Genomic DNA, 16,824 nt, shown 5'->3' on the forward strand with positions numbered 1-16,824 from the left:
TGCTTCCGCACATCCAAGCACTGATACGCCCTGCCCAGAACGGGTCAATCCGCGTAGACTCCGCGCGTGGCCAAGGTGACTCGGGATGATGTGGCGCGACTGGCGGGCACTAGCACCGCCGTCGTCAGTTATGTCATCAACAACGGACCCCGGCCGGTCGCCCCGGCCACGCGCGAGCGTGTCCTCGCCGCGATCAAGGAGCTGGGGTACCGCCCCGACCGGGTCGCGCAGGCGATGGCGTCCCGGCGCACCGACCTCATAGGCCTGATCATCCCGGACGCCCGCCAGCCCTTCTTCGGCGAGATGGCGCACGCGGTCGAGCAGGCCGCCTCCGAGCGCGGAAAGATGGTCCTGGTCGGCAACACCGACTACATCGGCGAGCGCGAGGTCCACTATCTGCGCGCCTTCCTCGGCATGCGCGTCTCCGGGCTGATCCTGGTGAGTCACGCCCTGAACGACCTCGCCGCCGCCGAGATCGACGCCTGGGACGCCCGGGTGGTACTGCTGCACGAGCGCCCCGAGGCCATCGACGACGTGGCCGTGGTCACGGACGACCTCGGCGGCGCCCAGCTCGCCGTGCGCCACCTGCTGGAGCACGGCTACGAGTACGTCGCCTGTATGGGCGGTACGGCCGAGACGCCCGCCGTCGGCGACCCGGTCTCCGACCACGTCGAGGGCTGGAAGCGGGCCATGGCCGAAGCGGGCCTGTCCACCGAGGGCCGGCTGTTCGAGGCGCCGTACAACCGCTACGACGCCTACCGGGTCGCCCTGGAGGTCCTCTCCGGCCCCGAGCGGCCGCCGGCGATCTTCTGTTCCACCGACGACCAGGCGATCGGTCTGCTGCGGGCCGCGCGCGAGCTGCGCATCGACGTGCCCGGCAAGCTGGCGGTGGCCGGGTTCGACGACATCAAGGAGGCGGCGCTGGCCGACCCGCCGCTGACCACGGTCGCCTCGGACCGCTCGGCGATGGCCCGGGCGGCGGTCGACCTGGTGCTGGACGACGGGCTGCGGGTGGCGGGGTCGCGGCGGGAGCGGCTGAAGACGTTCCCGTCCCGGCTGGTGGTGCGCACGTCCTGCGGCTGCGAGTCCTGAGCCACGCCGACGCGTCTTTATATCGGGCAAACGAGGTTCTGCCGGGCTTCTCAGCGAGCACTCAGGAAGCTCTCATGGTCACAGGGGAGGCTTGTGGACATGACCGAGAGCCAGGGTGACCACACCCAGCCGCAGCAGCCGCACAGCTACGCCGCTCCCGTGAACCCGGAGTGGCCGCCTCCGCCGCCGTACGGGCCGGCCATGGCCACGGAACCCGCTCCCCACAAGGGGAAGCGCACCCGGGGTCCGGCGGCCCTGCTCGCGGCCGTCGCGATCGTCGCGGCGGCGGTCGGCGGCGCCACGGCGTACGGCTTCCAGGAGCTGACCGGCAAGGACACGGTCGCCTCGGCCGGCACCGGCACCACCGTGGTGCCCACCGGAAAGAGGGGTGACGTCGCCGCGATCGCCGCCGCGGTCAGCCCGAGCGTGGTCGAGATAAACGCGACGCTCAGCAGCGGCTCCTCCACCGGCTCCGGCGTGATCATCACGTCGAACGGCGAGATCGTCACCAACAACCACGTCATCTCCGGCGCACAGTCGATCAAGGTGCGCACCAGCGACGGCGAGAGCTACACCGCCGATGTCGTCGGCACCGACAGCTCCAAGGACCTCGCGCTGATCAAGCTGCGCGGCGCGTCGGGTCTGAAGCCCGCCGCCCTCGGCAACTCCTCCGGCGTCCAGGTCGGCGACACGGTGGTCGCGATCGGCTCCCCCGAGGGCCTGAGCGGCACCGTCACCAGCGGAATCGTCTCCGCCCTCAACCGGGACGTGACGGTCTCGACGGACGAGAACCAGGGCCAGGACCAGGGCGGCGACGGCAACTGGCCGTTCCAGTTCGGCGGCCGCCAGTTCAACGGCGACACGGGTTCGTCGACGACGACGTACAAGGCGATCCAGACGGACGCCTCCCTCAACCCCGGCAACTCCGGCGGCGCGCTGATCGACGCGAGCGGTCATGTCATCGGCATCAACTCCGCGATGTACTCGTCGAGTCAGCAGTCCTCGTCGTCCTCGGACGCGGGCAGCATCGGCCTCGGTTTCGCGATCCCCGTCAACACCGTCACGTCCGACCTGGCCAAGCTGCGGGCGGGCAACAACAGCTAACGCTTCACCCTCAGTCAGCAGGGAGTACGTCATGATCACCAAGGTCTCGCACCAGATCGCCGACCACGGTCCCGCCGCCCTCGCCCTGGCCCTCACGGTCACCCTGGACCTGCACCTGCCCATCCCGGCGCCCCGCAGGCCCGAGTCGGCGGCCCGCGCACCCGAGGTGGTCGTCACGCCGGTCCCCGAGCTGATGGGCCTGCGCACCGCCCCCGTCCGCACCCACCGCCGCAAGGTCCCCCTGAACCGCCTGACCGCAGTCCGCGCCTGACCGCGGCCGGGCCCGCCCTCCGGTCGACCACCGCCCCCAGCCGGGCCCGGCTCCCAGCCGGGCCCGGCTTCGGGTCGGGCCCGGCCGCCGCCTCAGTCGGTCGCCTCCCGGGCCCGCCCAGACAGGTCCGCCTCTCGGGGCGTCGGCCGTGGCAGGCTGAGAGGCAGGCGAGACACATCCGTCCATATCAACCACCGCACCCCGAGGAACCGCGAGCCATGAGCCCCGCCGAAGGCGACCGTGACCCCCAGCGCATCCTGATCGTCGACGACGAGCCGGCCGTACGCGAGGCGCTCCAGCGCAGCCTCGCCTTCGACGGGTACGACACGGAGGTGGCCGTCGACGGCGCGGACGCGCTGGAGAAGGCGACCGCCTACAAGCCCGACCTGGTCGTCCTGGACATCCAGATGCCGCGCATGGACGGGCTGACCGCGGCGCGCCGCATCCGCGGGGCGGGCGACACCACCCCGATCCTCATGCTCACGGCCCGCGACACCGTCGGCGACCGGGTGACCGGCCTGGACGCCGGCGCCGACGACTACCTCGTCAAGCCCTTCGAGCTGGACGAGCTGTTCGCCCGCATCCGCGCCCTGCTGCGCCGCAGCTCATACGCGGCCGCGGTGTCGGCCGAGGCCCAGGAGGACGAGGCCCTCACCTTCGCCGACCTGCGCATGGACCTCGCGACCCGTGAGGTGACACGGGGCGGCCGGCAGGTCGAACTGACCCGCACCGAGTTCACCCTCCTGGAGATGTTCATGGCGCACCCGCGCCAGGTCCTCACCCGTGAGCAGATCCTGAAGGCGGTCTGGGGCTTCGACTTCGAGCCCTCCTCCAACTCCCTCGACGTCTACGTCATGTACCTGCGCCGCAAGACCGAGGCCGGCGGCGAGCCACGCCTCGTGCACACGGTGCGGGGCGTGGGGTACGTGCTGCGCCAGGGCGGCGCCGAGTGAGCAGGCTGGTACGGCGCTACCGGTCCCTGCCGATCAGGGCCCGCCTGGCGATGCTGGTCGCGGCGGCGGTGGCGTTCGCCGTGGCGGCGGTCTCAGTGACCTGCTGGTTCATCGTGCAGGGGAAACTGTACGACCAGGTCGACAAGGATCTGCAGAACGCGTCGCAGCATCCCGTGCGGACCGGGCAGGTACTCGATCTGCTGGCCACCTGCCCGCAGAAGCCGACACAGTCCGCCAGCGGGCCGCCCCGCAACACCCTCTACTGGCAGCTGGTCAAGGCGGACGGCACGGCCTGCGTCAACTCGGACTCCCCGGGCGTTGTGAAGATCACCCGGGCGGACCGCGAGGTCGTGGGACGCGAGAGCGGCCGGGGCATTCTCCGCAACGGCACGGACACCGACGGCAACCCGGTCCGGGTACTCACCCTTCCTCTGCTGGTCGTCCAGGACGGCGTGCCCCAGGTGTATCCGGGTGCCGCCTGGATGACCGCCGTGCCGCTCGCGAACACCGAGAAGACCCTGAACGACCTCGCGCTCGTCCTTCTCCTCGTGTCGGGGATAGGAGTCCTCGGCGCCGGCGCCGCCGGCCTCGCCGTCGCCCGGGCGGGTCTGCGCCCCGTGGACAAGCTGACCGAGGCCGTGGAGCACGTGGCACGGACCGAGGACCTGACCATCCGGATCCCGGTGGAGGACGACAGCGAGGACGAGGTGGCCCGGCTCTCCCGGTCCTTCAACTCCATGACCGCCTCCCTGGCCAGCTCCCGCGACCTCCAGCAGCAGCTGATCGCCGACGCCGGCCATGAACTCCGTACGCCCCTGACGTCGTTGCGCACGAACATCGAGCTCCTCACCCGCAGCGAGGAGACGGGCCGTCCGCTCCCGCCGGAGGACCGCAAGGCGCTGCTCGCCTCGGTGAAGGCGCAGATGACCGAACTGGCCGCGCTGATCGGCGACTTGCAGGAACTGTCGCGCTCGGAGGGGCAGCGCGGCGAGCGCGTCCAGGTGGTCTCGTTCCAGGACGCGGTCGAGGCGGCCCTGCGCCGTGCCCGGCTGCGCGGCCCGGAGCTGACGATCACCGCGGACCTGGAGCCCTGGTACGTCCGCGCGGAGCCCTCCGCGCTGGAGCGGGCGGTCGTCAACGTCCTCGACAACGCGGTGAAGTTCAGCCCCGAGGGCGGCACGGTCGAGGTGCGGCTGACCGACGGTGTCCTGACCGTCCGCGATCACGGCCCAGGCGTCCCCGAGAACGAACTCCCGTACGTCTTCGACCGCTTCTGGCGCTCCCCCAGCGCGAGGGCCCTACCGGGCTCCGGCCTCGGCCTGTCCATCGTGGCCCGTACGGTCCACCGGTCGGGCGGCGAGGTCACCCTCTCCCCCGCGGAGGGCGGCGGCACGGTGGCAACGGTACGCCTGCCGGGAGCACCGACACCGCCCCCGGAGACACCGGAGCCGGCCGGGTGATCGCCAACGGTTCGTTCTCGGTGTGGTCGTCGTGTTCACTCGAACGGGTGGACGCTTGTCATGTGCCCTGGTCATATACATCGCCACGCCTACGGTGATCGCGTTGCTTGTGCCGCACGCACACCCAGCCCACACTTGAGGAGGAGGTGCCACCTTGACCGCTCTCGCACAAGAGAGGCCGAAGACCATGTCCGAGGCTCAGGCCGAATCTCTGAACGGACCGGACCTGGACGAAGTCCTGTGGCAGGCATGGAAGGCCATGGAACTCCCCGAGGGCTACCGCGCCGAGATCATCGAGGGAGCCATCGAGGTGTCGCCCACCGGACGCTTTGCTCATGCCCAGGTCGTCAACCGCCTTCGGGATGCCTTGGTGCTCCACCTGAAGGACAGTGAGTGCGCGGCATGGAACGACACGAACGTAATCCACTCTCGTAAGGCGTGGATTCCCGACGCACTCGTGGCTCCCCGGGACGCCGAGCTGATCGAGGACGAAGAAGGCCTCGGCATCAAGGCCTCTGCGGTCGCGGTCGTCATCGAAGTCGTCTCCCCCGGCAAACGCAACCAGGACCGCGACCGTATCCGCAAGCGCCGCGAATACGCCCGTGCCGGCATTCCCGTCTACGTCCTCATCGACGACTACGACGGTCAGGGCGCCGTCACCCTCTTCACCGGACCGCGCCCCGACAAGGCCGACTGGGAGGACATCCACCGGGTCCCGTACGGCACGGAGGTCACCGTCCCGGAAGGCCCCGCCAAGGGATTCGTCATCGGGGAGGGCATCACCGGGCCCAAGCGGACCTGAGGATCAGCGTGTCGTCGGTCGTCGGGGCGGGTGCCGTCAGCGCGTCCGGCAGGGGTGATGCCGGCCGGGCCGGCGGTCCCCCCGCGTCAGCGGCCAGAACCGGTGGAAGGCCTTCCGGGCTTCCCTGAGCATCGACGAATCCTTTCCACAGCTGTGGACACACGGCCTGCGCACATGCCCGAGGCGGAGCCACCGGTGCGACCACGCAGTAACCGGTGACCCCGCCTCTGGAAAGACATGGAATTTCCCCTCCCTGATTCTTGATTTATACCCAGCTCGCTTTTACGACGGGATCACTTGTGGCCCACCGGTCGCTTGGGCTCGTGCTTCTTCGGCTCGTGCTTCCGGGGCTTCGGAGCCGAAGCCGGGCGGGCTTGCGGGTCTTCTTCACCGGGAAGATCTTGTGGAAGCTCATGGTTTGACCTCTCTCTTCGGTGTCGTCCGCGCCTTTCGCTTTCGACATGGAAAACATTACGAGATACGAGAGCCGAGAAAAGCCAATTCCGATGAGACCTCAATTAAAGAGCCCTGTGGGTAATACACAGGGGTTTTGCGGAACCGCGGCGCCATTCACATGGGTTTCACGGGACGCCTGCCGTACCCTCTACGCATGAGCAGCGACGACATCGCCCGCCCCTTTCCCGCCCGCTCCATCGAGACGCGCTCCGCGCTCACCCCGGACCTGGCCGAGGCCGTGCGGGCCCTGCTCGCCGAGGCTGTCGCGGTCGACGGGCAGCAGCCGGTGTCCGAGCAGGGCCGGCTGCAGTTGCGCGGTGGTGCCCGCGAGGGCGTCTCGCATCTGCTGCTGTCCGTCGACGGCGAACTCGTCGGCTACGCGCAGCTGGAGGACACCGATCCGGTGGAGGCGCCGGCCGCCGAACTCGTCGTACACCCCGCGCACCGCGGGCACGGGCACGGCCGGGCGCTCGGCTCGGCCCTGCTCGCCGCCTCCGGCAAGCGGCTTCGGGTGTGGGCGCACGGCGGGCATCCCGCCGCCCGGCATCTCGCCCAGGTGCTCGGCCTGACCCTGTTCCGCGAACTGCGCCAGATGCGGCGGCCGTTGACCGGTCTGCAGCTGGCCGACCCGGTACTGCCGGAGGGCGTGAGCGTGCGCACCTTCATGCCCGGCAAGGACGACGCGGCCTGGCTCGCGGTCAACGCGGCCGCCTTCGCCCACCACCCCGAGCAGGGCTCGCTGACCCAGCGCGACCTCGACGACCGCAAGGCCGAGCCGTGGTTCGACCCGGCCGGGTTCTTCCTCGCCGAGCGACGCGGGGAGTTGGTCGGCTTCCACTGGACCAAGGTGCACGCCGAGGAGGGGCTGGGCGAGGTCTACGTCCTCGGGGTCCGCCCCGGCGAACAGGGCGGCGGGCTCGGCAAGGCCCTCACCACGATCGGCCTGCGCCACCTGGCCGGCCAGCAGCTGCCGACGGCGATGCTCTACGTCGACGCCGACAACCAGGCGGCGGTGTCGGTGTACGAACGGCTGGGGTTCACGACGTACGAGACGGACCTGATGTACCGCACGGAGACGTGACCCTGCGGGGCTGAGACGGGCCGCCCGCGCGCCGGGAGGCCTGCTCTCCGTACGCGGGTGCGGGCGGACTGTGGCTGGTCGCGCCCGCGCGGCGGAGCCGCATGTCGAACACAGCCCCGCGCCCCCTTGCGGGGCGCTGCAGTGCCGCCCGCTTCCGGCCACCGCCGCTGCGGGCGCCCGGCACCGGGTGCCACGCGACCCCGCCCAGTCCCCGCACCGGCCCTGGCCCCGCCGCCCAGCCCGTCGCTTTCGCGGCCGTGACCCCCGCGATCCGCCCCGCGCTATCCCGCACGTCATGTCGCCGTAACCATCGATTCAGCCGGGCTTGCGACGCTCGGCCAATGAAGCCCGTCGTGCCAGAGCCTTCGCCGCCCCCCGAGGGGCCTGCGGGGAACGGGGCCGTGACGCTCCCGCCCGCACGCTCCGACGCGCCTGTGATGCCCTTGGCGCGGAAGAATGGGGTCATGAGTCAGCCAGACACCCAGGCAGAGGTCCAGCGCATCCAGCCCGACGTGGGCTCCATAGCCGCGCACCGCACGCATGTCGCGCAGGGCGCGGTCTCCGACCTCGAACCCGACCTCGACGCGGACCTGGACGCGTACGAAGAGTCGAAGGCCGAGGGCACCCTCCTGCCCCAGGGCCGTTTCCTCGACCGGGAGCGCAGCTGGCTGGCCTTCAACGAGCGCGTTCTGGAGCTGGCCGAGGACCCGAACACGCCGCTGCTGGAGCGGGCCAACTTCCTCGCGATCTTCGCCAGCAACCTGGACGAGTTCTTCATGGTCCGGGTGGCAGGGCTGAAGCGGCGCATCGCCACGGGCGTGGCCACGCGCTCCGCCTCCGGGCTGCAGCCGCGCGAGGTGCTGGAGATGATCTGGGCCCGCTCGCGCGAGCTCATGGCCCGGCACGCCGCCTGCTACCACGAGGACGTCGCCCCCGCGCTCGCGGAGGAGGGCATCCACCTGGTCCGCTGGAACGAGCTTGCCGAAAAGGAGCAGGCCCGCCTGTTCACGCTCTTCCGGCACCAGATCTTCCCGGTCCTCACCCCCCTGGCCGTGGACCCCGCGCACCCCTTCCCGTACATCTCCGGCCTGTCCCTGAACCTGGCCGTCGTCGTACGCAACCCGGTCAGCGGCCACAAGCACTTCGCGCGCGTGAAGGTGCCGCCGCTGCTGTCCCGCTTCCTGGAGAGCAGCCCCGGCCGGTACGTCCCCATCGAGGACGTCATCGCCGCGCACCTGGAGGAGCTGTTCCCGGGCATGGAGGTGCTGGAGCACCACGCCTTCCGGCTCACCCGCAACGAGGACCTGGAAGTGGAGGAGGACGACGCCGAGAACCTGCTCCAGGCCCTGGAGAAGGAGCTCATGCGGCGCCGCTTCGGCCCGCCGGTGCGCCTGGAGGTCGAGGAGTCCATCGACCGCGAGGTGCTGGACCTGCTGGTCCGCGAGCTGAAGATCAGCGAGGCGGAGGTGTACCCGCTGCCGGGCCCCCTCGACCTCACCGGCCTCTTCCGCATCCACAGCCTCGACCGGCCCGAGCTGAAGTACCCGAAGTTCGTCGCCGGCACCCACCGCGACCTCGCCGAGGTCGAGTCGGCGTCCGCGCCGGACATCTTCGCCGCCCTGCGCACCCGGGACGTGCTGCTGCACCACCCGTACGACAGCTTCTCCACCTCCGTGCAGGCCTTCCTGGAGCAGGCGGCGGCCGACCCGGACGTCCTCGCGATCAAGCAGACCCTGTACCGCACCTCCGGCGACTCCCCCATAGTCGACGCGCTCATCGACGCCGCCGAGTCCGGCAAGCAGGTCCTCGTCCTGGTCGAGATCAAGGCCCGCTTCGACGAGCACGCCAACATCAAGTGGGCGCGCAAGCTGGAGGAGGCCGGCTGCCACGTCGTCTACGGCCTGGTCGGCCTGAAGACGCACTGCAAGCTGTCCCTGGTGGTACGCCAGGAGGGCGAGACCCTGCGCCGCTACAGCCACGTCGGCACGGGCAACTACCACCCGAAGACGGCGCGCCTGTACGAGGACCTGGGCCTGCTCACCGCCGACCAGCAGGTCGGCGCGGACCTCTCCGACCTCTTCAACCGTCTGTCGGGCTACTCCCGCCGGGAGACCTACCGCCGCCTGCTGGTGGCCCCCAAGTCCCTGCGCGACGGTCTGATCTCGCGGATAGAGAAGGAGGTCCAGCACCACCGCGCGGGCCGGCCGGCCTTCGTCCGCATCAAGGTCAACTCGATGGTCGACGAGGCGGTCGTCGACGCCCTCTACCGCGCGTCCCAGGCGGGCGTGCCGGTGGACATCTGGGTGCGCGGCATCTGCGCGGTCCGCCCCGGCGTCGCCGGCCTGTCCGAGAACATCCGGGTCCGCTCGATCCTCGGCCGCTTCCTGGAGCACTCCCGCGTCTTCGCCTTCGGCAACGGCGGCGAGCCCGAGGTGTGGATCGGCAGCGCCGACATGATGCACCGCAACCTCGACCGCCGGATAGAGGCCCTGGTGCGGGTCGTCGACCCCGCCCACCGGGCGGCCCTCAACCGGCTGCTCGACACCGGTATGTCCGATTCGACCTCCTCCTGGCACCTCGGTCCGGACGGCGAGTGGACGCGACACGCGACCGACGCGGACGGCCAACCCCTGCGCAACGTCCAGGAGATGCTCATAGACGCCCGGAGGCGCCGGCGTGGCACAGCAACACCTTGACCCGACGGACCCCACGGCCGAAGCGGTGACGGGGGACGCCCTCGCGGCGTACCTGCGCGCCCAGGCCACGGAGTTTCTCCGCGCCCTGCGCCTGCACCGCGAGAACGGCGGCAACGGTGGGGGTGCCCCTGCGAGAACGGCGGCAACGGCGGGCGGGGGCGGCGCGGAGGAGTCCGTCGACGCGGCGCGCCTGCTGCGCCGCTCGGCCCGCCGCATCAGCGGCAGCCTGCACACCTTCCGCGCGCTCCTCGACCCGGACTGGTCCGAGGAGATGCGGCCCGAACTGGCCTGGCTGTCCGGCACGCTGGGCCTGGAGCACGCCTACGAGTCCCGGCTGGAACGGCTGTTGCTGGCGTTGCACCGGTTGTCGGGGGCGACGGCTTTCCCGGGCCAGGTGGCCCCCGTCGAGGCCGCCGCAACGGCGCTCTCCCCCGCCGGTGGACCGGCGGCCCCGGCACCGGAACGCGCCAACCTGACCGTGGGCGCGGCCAAAGCGGGCGCCCTGCTCGAACGGCAGCTGACCCTGGCCCGGACCCGGGCCCACTCCACGGCGCTCCAGGCGCTGGGATCCAGCCGCTTTCACGCCGTCGCCGACAAGGTCGCCGTACTCGCCAGCGAGGTACCCCTCACCCCCACCGCCCCCACCACCGACCTGCGCCCCCTGGCAGCCGCTGCGGAGGAACGGCTGACAGACGCCGTCGCAGGACTCCCCCTGGTCACCGCGGGCCACCCGTACAACGCGGAGGCCCTGGTGCACGGCCTGTCCCCGGACCCGTCCCCGCACCCCCAGGACGGCCCCTGGCACCAGGTCCGGCTGCTGCTGCGCCTGCACCGGTACGCCCAGGAGGCGCAGCACGGCGGCAACGCGCCGGTGGATGTGCGCGTGCTCACGGCCGGCCAGGCCCTGAACCGGCACCGGGACGCCTCGGAGGCGGCAGCGGCGGCGGCCCAGGCCGCCCGTACGCCCCGGATCGCCCCGGCGACGGCGTACGCGCTCGGCGTGCTCCACGCCGACCAGCGGCACGAGGTGGAGGCCGCCAGGTTCGCCTTCCAGCAGGCCTGGCAGAAGCAGACCGTCAGCACACCCTGAGTTCTCCGAGGAGGCGGTGTGAACGACACGTTGGTGCGGGCGGCCGGCTGCGTGCTGTGGCGCCGCTCACCGGTCTCCGGCGACCTGGAGATCTGTCTGGTCCACCGGCCGAAGTACGACGACTGGTCGCACCCGAAGGGCAAGCTCAAGCGCGGCGAGGACGCGCTCGCGGGCGCCCTTCGGGAGGTCGCGGAGGAGACCGGGTACACGGCCGCACCCGGCGCGGAGCTGCCGACCCTGCGGTACTTCGCGAACGGCCGCCCGAAGCAGGTGCGTTACTGGGCGGCCGAGGCGGTCTGCGGGCACTTCACCCCGAGCGACGAGGTGGACCGGATCCTGTGGCTCTCCCCCGCCGCGGCCCGCAGCCGCCTCACCCAGCCGCGCGACCGCGAGCTCGTCGACGCCCTTCACAGCTCGGCGGAGTGAGCCTCCGCGTCCGTACGGGCCTGGCTGCGGGCCCGGCGGGCCGGACCGCGCCAGCCACAGCTGCAGCGGGCCACGCAGAAGCGGCCCTGTTCCGTCGTCGAGGTGCGGTGCTCCTGCCCCTGCCGGACGCGCTCCGGCCCCTCCTCCTGCGCCACGCTGACAACGTTACCGGCCGCACGGTAAAGGGCTCGTGCGGCTTTCCCCGCCTCCGACGGCGCGTGACGGCGCCCCCCACCCGTCGTTATCCGGACGTGTAGGGGGCCCGTGACGGACGTACCGGCTGGGGGTAGGCAGGCGATGGATCGGCGGCAGCACAGGAACGCGGGCAGGACGGTCGTCGCGGTGGGCATCATGCTCGGCCTCGGGGCGGGTGCCACGGGCTGTTCCGGCTTCGGGGCCGCCGCCGAGGACGTCAAGGGCGGGGGCGATCCGGTCGCCGTCCTGCGCCGGACCGCCGACACCCTGGGCGGCGCGGGCACGTCCAAGGCCACCACCTCCATGGAGATGGCCACGGGCGGCACCCGGGTCACCATCCGCGGCCGGGGCGTCTACGACTACCGGCACCGGCTCGGCCGGCTCACCGTCGTCCTGCCCGAGGACCCGGCGGGCACCTCCGAGCACAAGCCGATCACCGAACTCCTCGCCCCCGGCGCCCTGTTCATGAAGAACCGGGGCGCGGGCGTGCCCGCCGACAAATGGGTGCGGGTGGACACCGCCACGCTGTCCGACGGCAATCTGGTCACCGGTGGCGCGACCGACCCGTACGCGGCGGCCGAGGTGCTGCGCGGGACGCGGACGGCGGCCTACGTCGGCCGGACCGAGGTCGGCGGCACCGCCGTACGGCACTACCGGGGCACGGCGGACCTGAGCAGCGCGGCCCGCCAGGCCTCCGCCGAGAACCGGGCACCACTGGCCGCGGCGGCGAAAGGGTTCGCCACGGCCGAAGTCCCGTTCGACGTGTACCTCGACGACCAGGGCCGCATCCGCAAGCTCAGGCAGCGCTTCAGCTTCGTCAACGGCCTGCAGAAGACCCCCGTGGCGGTCGCCTCGACGACCCTCCTGTACGACTTCGGCGCCCCCGCCGACGTACGGCTGCCGCGCTCGGCGGACATCTACGCGGGCCGGATCGCCGAGGAAGGCAACTAGTCCCCGGCACCACCCCGTAAGTAGCCCGTCCGTGCCATGCGCGGTGTGTAGAGCGCTGCCTACTCTAGGAAGTCGGTGACGGCGGAGAAGAGGTGAGGCGGGTGGCTCGGGCCGGCGGTGCGGCGGTGCAGGACCATGTGGCCCTCGCCGAGATCGAGCTCTGCGGAGAGCTGATCATCGCGGCCTCCGCGGCCGAGGACCGGCTCAGCCTGGAGAGCATCGACGAGGTGCTGCGCGTGTCCGAGGAACGCGACGGCCAGGACCGCCAGGCCTAGGACCTGTCGTCAAACTCCCGTCGTCCGCCCGAAGGGCGGGCCCTGCGGCGTCAGGTGCGTGCTCTGGGGGTCCCCCCGGCCGAAGGCTGGGGGAGTGCCGGGCCCTGGCCCTCGTACTGGACGTACTTGGGCCCGGGCCCGGTGCGGCGAGAGTGCGTGCATGGCGTCGCGGGGCTGGGGGCACCTCCCGGCCGAAGGCTGGGGGAGGGAGTTTGACGACAGGGCCTAGGACCGGAGCAGGCGGCCGATCGCCTTGGTGGCCTCGTCCACCTTCACGTCGATCTCGTCGCCGCCCTTGAGGGCCGCGTCGGCCACGCAGTGCCGCAGATGCTCCTCCAGCAGCTGCAGCGCGAAGGACTGCAGCGCCTTGGTGGAGGCCGAGACCTGGGTGAGTATGTCGATGCAGTACGTGTCCTCGTCGATCATCCGCTGCAGGCCCCGGATCTGCCCCTCGATCCGGCGCAGTCGCTTGAGGTGCTCGTCCTTCTGCTTGTGGTAGCCGTGCGTGGCGCCGGCCTCGGTCGTCGTCATCACAGGCCTCCCTCTCCCGACGAGCTGCGGATACATACCCCTGGTGGGTATATGGTAACCAATTCCGCGGGGTAGGGAGCCCTTGGTACGCCCCCGTGCTGATCACTGTGCCCGATGGGCGACACTGGGATGCGGCCCGTTAGCCGTGGCCGGATGATGCGCCTAGCATCAGCCTGACCGAAACCGAAGCACCCCGAGGACCCCACGTGCGCTTTCGTCTGACCCCCAGGGAGACGAGCTTCTACGACATGTTCGCCGCCTCCGCGGACAACATCGTCACCGGCTCGAAACTCCTGATGGAACTGCTCGGGGCGGACGCATCTGCCCGAGCCGAGATCGCAGAGCGTATGCGGGCCGCGGAACACGCGGGTGACGACGCCACGCACGCGATCTTCCACCAGCTGAACTCCTCGTTCATCACGCCGTTCGACCGCGAGGACATCTACTCCCTCGCCGGGTCCCTCGACGACATCATGGACTTCATGGAGGAGGCCGTCGACCTGGTCGTCCTCTACAACGTCGAGGAACTGCCGAAGGGCGTCGAGCAGCAGATCGAGGTCCTGGCCCGGGCCGCCGAGCTGACGGCGGAGGCGATGCCGAACCTGCGCACCATGGACAACCTGACCGAGTACTGGATCGAGGTCAACCGCCTCGAGAACCAGGCCGACCAGATCCACCGCAAGCTGCTGGCCCACCTCTTCAACGGCAAGTACGACGCGATCGAGGTGCTCAAGCTCAAGCAGATCGTGGACGTCCTCGAAGAGGCGGCGGACGCGTTCGAGCACGTGGCGAACACGGTGGAGACCATCGCCGTCAAGGAGTCCTGAGGCGTCGATGGACACCTTCGCCCTCATCGTGACCATCCTGGTCGCGCTCTTCTTCACCTACACCAACGGCTTCCACGACTCGGCGAACGCGATCGCGACGTCGGTGTCGACGCGGGCGCTGACCCCGCGGGCGGCCCTCGCCATGGCGGCGGTCATGAACCTGGCCGGCGCGTTCCTGGGCTCGGGAGTCGCCAAGACGGTCAGCGAAGGCCTGATCGAGACGCCCTCCGGCGCACACGGGATGGGCATCCTCTTCGCCGCCCTGCTCGGCGCGATCACCTGGAACCTGATCACCTGGTACTTCGGCCTGCCGTCCTCGTCCTCCCACGCCCTGTTCGGCGGCCTGGTCGGCGCGGCCCTGGCGGGCGGTACGGCGGTCCACTGGAACGGCGTGCTGGACAAGATCATCATCCCGATGTTCCTGTCCCCGGTGGTCGGCCTGATCGTCGGCTACCTCGTCATGCTGGCGATCATGTGGCTGTTCCGCCGGTCCAACCCGCACAAGGCCAAGCGCGGCTTCCGTATCGCGCAGACGGTCTCCGCGGCCGGCATGGCCCTCGGCCACGGCCTCCAGGACGCCCAGAAGACCATGGGCGTGGTCGTGATGGCACTGGTGATTTCCGGCCACGAGACGTTCGGCGACCCGATCCCGGTCTGGGTGAAGATCGTTTCCGCCCTGATGCTCTCCCTGGGCACCTACGCGGGCGGCTGGCGCATCATGCGCACCCTGGGCCGCAAGATCATCGAGCTGGACCCGCCGCAGGGTTTCGCCGCGGAGGCCACCGGCGCCTCGATCATGTTCGGCACGGCCTACCTCTTCAAGGCGCCGATCTCCACGACCCATGTCATCACCTCGGCGATCATGGGCGTGGGCGCGACCAAGCGCGTCAACGCCGTCCGCTGGGGCGTGGCCAAGAACATCGTCCTGGGCTGGTTCATCACGATGCCGGCAGCCGCGCTGGTCGCCGCGCTGGCTTTCGGGGTGGTCGACCTGGTGGCGCTGTAATCCCTGGTAGGGTACGGATACGTACCCGTACCCATGGCGTGCAGAGGAGTCCGATGATGTCCGACGCCAACGTCCGTATCCCTGAGGAAGCCCGGGACCGGCTCGCCGCCATAGCGGCAGCCGAAGGGATGTCGCTGCGCGCCTATCTGGCTCGGCTCGCCGAAACCCTGCTCACCCCCGCCGAGCGGGCCGAGCGGGCCGAGCAGGCCCGCGCCGCCTTGACGGAATGGACCGGCTACGCGCCCAGTCCCGCGGAGGAACGGGACCTCGACACCGAGCTGGACCGCCGACTGGCCCGGGCGGGGGTCCGGTGAGCGACGCGATGCACATCGTCCTGGACGACACCGCCATGGCTGCGGCTGGCCAGGGCAATGTCCTTGCCTCCCGGTTGATCCACCGCGCCCACGTGGAGACCGGCTGGTACCTCTACGCCCCGGCGTGCGCTCTGGTCGAAGCAGACCGGTCCCGCCCCGGCACGGCAGAACATCTCGCCGCCCTGCCCGGCATCACCATCCTGGACCTGGACCTGCCCGCCGCCCTGGCGGTGGCCCGGCAGAACACGTGGGCCGCAGCGCACTGTCAGTACGCCGCACAGCCCACCCCGGACCGTCCCGACGGAGCGATCATCGCCACCACCACGCCGGACGCGTGGATCGGCGAGCCGGTCCGTGTACTGGACCTCGCCCCGCAACAGCCCTGACGGCCGCCCCACGGCCCGAGCCGAATGCAGTGGGCCCGCCCCCGGGAGCCAGGGGCGGGCCCTCTTGCGTCCTCGCGGTGGCACCGCCATGCAGCACCGCGAGGGGTCCTACCGGCCTAGCCGAAGCGGCCGGAGATGTAGTCCTCCGTCGCCTGCACGGACGGGTTGGAGAAGATCCGCTCGGTGTCGTCGATCTCGATCAGCCGGCCGGGCTGGCCCACCGCCGCGAGGTTGAAGAACGCCGTACGGTCCGAGACACGCGCCGCCTGCTGCATGTTGTGCGTCACGATGACGATCGTGAAGCGCTCCTTCAGCTCACCGATCAGGTCCTCGATCGCGAGGGTCGAGATCGGGTCCAGGGCGGAGCAGGGCTCGTCCATCAGCAGGACCTGCGGCTCGACCGCGATCGCGCGGGCGATGCACAGACGCTGCTGCTGACCACCGGACAGACCCGAGCCGGGGCGGTTCAGGCGGTCCTTGACCTCGTTCCAGAGGTTCGCGCCCCTGAGCGACTTCTCGACGACGTCGTCCAGCTCACTCTTCTTGAACCGGCCGTTCAGACGCAGTCCGGCCACGACGTTGTCGTAGATCGACATGGTCGGGAACGGGTTGGGACGCTGGAAGACCATGCCGACGGTGCGGCGCACGGCAACCGGGTCGACCCCGGAGCCGTACAGGTCCTGGTCGTCCAGGAGGACCTTGCCCTCGACCCGCCCGCCGAGGGTGACCTCGTGCATGCGGTTGAGGGTGCGCAGGAACGTCGACTTGCCGCAGCCGGAGGGGCCGATGAACGCCGTCACCGAACGCGGCTCGACCGTCATCGAGATGTCTTCGATCGCCTTGTGGGAGCCGTAGTAGGCGGTCAGTCCGCTTACGTCGATTCGCTTGGCCATGTCTTCTACTTCACT

At 70.7% G+C, this 16,824-nt stretch carries 19 protein-coding genes; 16 read left to right on the forward strand and 3 right to left on the reverse strand.

Translation table 11 applies throughout. The features are described from left to right. The first annotated feature begins 66 nt into the window (after positions 1-66). From ACFYZB_RS07665 to ACFYZB_RS07710, 10 genes are all read left to right on the forward strand, one after another. Positions 67-1,092 carry a LacI family DNA-binding transcriptional regulator gene (locus tag ACFYZB_RS07665; RefSeq protein WP_351213686.1) on the forward strand — a complete coding sequence of 342 codons (1,026 nt, stop codon included), beginning with the start codon at positions 67-69 and terminating at the stop codon, positions 1,090-1,092. A gap of 99 nt (positions 1,093-1,191) precedes the next feature. Next, the gene (locus tag ACFYZB_RS07670) at positions 1,192-2,196 is read left to right on the forward strand and encodes a trypsin-like peptidase domain-containing protein (protein WP_351213684.1); all 1,005 of its coding nucleotides are present in this window, start codon (positions 1,192-1,194) and stop codon (positions 2,194-2,196) included. A 31-nt stretch (positions 2,197-2,227) separates the two neighbouring features. Next, positions 2,228-2,467, forward strand: a complete 240-nt coding sequence (locus tag ACFYZB_RS07675) for a hypothetical protein (protein WP_351213682.1) — start codon at positions 2,228-2,230, stop codon at positions 2,465-2,467. Positions 2,468-2,685: 218 nt separating this feature from the next. Beyond that, positions 2,686-3,420 (forward strand): response regulator transcription factor, encoded by a 735-nt coding sequence (locus ACFYZB_RS07680; protein WP_055706594.1) that lies wholly within the window; start codon positions 2,686-2,688, stop codon positions 3,418-3,420. Further along, entirely contained in the window at positions 3,417-4,880 is a 1,464-nt protein-coding gene (locus tag ACFYZB_RS07685; RefSeq protein WP_388755513.1) for a sensor histidine kinase, read from the forward strand. The genes ACFYZB_RS07680 and ACFYZB_RS07685 overlap by 4 nt, the downstream gene beginning before the upstream one ends. A gap of 187 nt (positions 4,881-5,067) precedes the next feature. Then, the gene (locus ACFYZB_RS07690; protein WP_388755516.1) at positions 5,068-5,682 is read left to right on the forward strand and encodes a Uma2 family endonuclease; all 615 of its coding nucleotides are present in this window, start codon (positions 5,068-5,070) and stop codon (positions 5,680-5,682) included. Between the two features lie 610 nt (positions 5,683-6,292). Continuing rightward, positions 6,293-7,219 (forward strand): mycothiol synthase, encoded by a 927-nt coding sequence (gene mshD / locus ACFYZB_RS07695; RefSeq protein WP_388755519.1) that lies wholly within the window; start codon positions 6,293-6,295, stop codon positions 7,217-7,219. Positions 7,220-7,560: 341 nt separating this feature from the next. After that, a complete protein-coding gene (locus tag ACFYZB_RS07700; protein ID WP_388755522.1) occupies positions 7,561-9,915 on the forward strand; it encodes an RNA degradosome polyphosphate kinase in 2,355 nt (784 codons plus the stop codon). Next, positions 9,896-11,005: a CHAD domain-containing protein gene (locus ACFYZB_RS07705; protein WP_388755525.1), complete on the forward strand. Its 1,110-nt coding sequence runs from the start codon at positions 9,896-9,898 to the stop codon at positions 11,003-11,005. The genes ACFYZB_RS07700 and ACFYZB_RS07705 overlap by 20 nt, the downstream gene beginning before the upstream one ends. 18 nt (positions 11,006-11,023) lie before the next feature. Beyond that, positions 11,024-11,431 carry an NUDIX hydrolase gene (locus tag ACFYZB_RS07710; protein WP_351213668.1) on the forward strand — a complete coding sequence of 136 codons (408 nt, stop codon included), beginning with the start codon at positions 11,024-11,026 and terminating at the stop codon, positions 11,429-11,431. Here the strand turns inward: ACFYZB_RS07710 and ACFYZB_RS07715 are convergent. Beyond that, positions 11,413-11,586, reverse strand: a complete 174-nt coding sequence (locus ACFYZB_RS07715; RefSeq protein ID WP_351213666.1) for a hypothetical protein — start codon at positions 11,584-11,586, stop codon at positions 11,413-11,415. The two genes, ACFYZB_RS07710 and ACFYZB_RS07715, sit on opposite strands and share 19 nt — an antisense overlap. Positions 11,587-11,728: 142 nt before the next feature. Between ACFYZB_RS07715 and ACFYZB_RS07720 the strand changes: the two genes are divergently transcribed. Then, a complete protein-coding gene (locus ACFYZB_RS07720; protein WP_388755530.1) occupies positions 11,729-12,577 on the forward strand; it encodes a hypothetical protein in 849 nt (282 codons plus the stop codon). Positions 12,578-12,669: 92 nt separating this feature from the next. Then, positions 12,670-12,852, forward strand: coding sequence for a hypothetical protein (locus ACFYZB_RS07725; protein ID WP_351213662.1), 183 nt, complete (start codon positions 12,670-12,672; stop codon positions 12,850-12,852). 225 nt (positions 12,853-13,077) lie between these two features. On the opposite strand, the gene ACFYZB_RS07730 is transcribed toward ACFYZB_RS07725, so the two are convergent. Beyond that, positions 13,078-13,383, reverse strand: coding sequence for a metal-sensitive transcriptional regulator (locus ACFYZB_RS07730; RefSeq protein ID WP_351213660.1), 306 nt, complete (start codon positions 13,381-13,383; stop codon positions 13,078-13,080). 206 nt (positions 13,384-13,589) lie between these two features. Between ACFYZB_RS07730 and ACFYZB_RS07735 the strand changes: the two genes are divergently transcribed. The 4 genes from ACFYZB_RS07735 to ACFYZB_RS07750 are packed head-to-tail and all read left to right on the forward strand — an operon-like array spanning position 13,590 to position 15,916. Continuing rightward, positions 13,590-14,210, forward strand: a complete 621-nt coding sequence (locus ACFYZB_RS07735) for a DUF47 domain-containing protein (RefSeq protein ID WP_094216994.1) — start codon at positions 13,590-13,592, stop codon at positions 14,208-14,210. Positions 14,211-14,217: 7 nt separating this feature from the next. After that, on the forward strand, positions 14,218-15,216 hold the full coding sequence (locus ACFYZB_RS07740) for an anion permease (RefSeq protein WP_388755534.1): 999 nt from the start codon (positions 14,218-14,220) through the stop codon (positions 15,214-15,216). 56 nt (positions 15,217-15,272) lie between these two features. Next, positions 15,273-15,530 (forward strand): hypothetical protein, encoded by a 258-nt coding sequence (locus ACFYZB_RS07745; protein ID WP_388755536.1) that lies wholly within the window; start codon positions 15,273-15,275, stop codon positions 15,528-15,530. Positions 15,531-15,538: 8 nt separating this feature from the next. Further along, positions 15,539-15,916 carry a hypothetical protein gene (locus tag ACFYZB_RS07750; protein WP_388755667.1) on the forward strand — a complete coding sequence of 126 codons (378 nt, stop codon included), beginning with the start codon at positions 15,539-15,541 and terminating at the stop codon, positions 15,914-15,916. Between the two features lie 116 nt (positions 15,917-16,032). Here the strand turns inward: ACFYZB_RS07750 and pstB are convergent, their stop codons facing one another. Beyond that, complete coding sequence (gene pstB / locus ACFYZB_RS07755) at positions 16,033-16,809, reverse strand: phosphate ABC transporter ATP-binding protein PstB (protein ID WP_351213655.1); 777 nt, start codon at positions 16,807-16,809, stop codon at positions 16,033-16,035. Positions 16,810-16,824 lie beyond the last annotated feature (15 nt).

Origin of the sequence: Streptomyces sp. NPDC001852, assembly GCF_042891825.1 — a bacterium.
Classification (GTDB): domain Bacteria; phylum Actinomycetota; class Actinomycetes; order Streptomycetales; family Streptomycetaceae; genus Streptomyces.